The 255-nt window shown below is 63.5% G+C and carries 1 protein-coding gene; it reads left to right on the top strand.

The features are described from left to right. On the top strand, nucleotides 1–255 hold a 255-nt coding region (locus VSR34_RS39175; RefSeq protein ID WP_342965320.1), incomplete at both ends, for a hypothetical protein.

Below are 255 nucleotides of genomic sequence, written 5' to 3'. Positions count from 1 at the left end.
TGGGCGACCTTTGCTGTGGTCGGCCCGAAGAGCCGCAAGGTGCTGCAGAAGGTGTGCAAGGACATCGACTTCGACAATGCCGCGTTCCCGTTCATGTCGTACCGCAACGGCACGGTCGCCGGGGTGAAGTCGCGCGTCATGCGCATCAGCTTCTCGGGCGAGCTGGCCTATGAAGTGAACGTGCCGGCCAACGCGGGCCGCATGGTGTGGGAAGCCCTCATGGAAGCGGGCGCCGAATTCGACATCACGCCATAC

Origin of the sequence: Paraburkholderia sp. JHI2823 (assembly GCF_038900695.1) — a bacterium.
GTDB classification, from domain to species: Bacteria; Pseudomonadota; Gammaproteobacteria; order Burkholderiales; family Burkholderiaceae; genus Paraburkholderia; species Paraburkholderia mimosarum.
The sequence above is the reverse complement of the archived record's forward strand: the minus strand, read 5'-3'. Positions and strand labels throughout refer to the sequence as shown.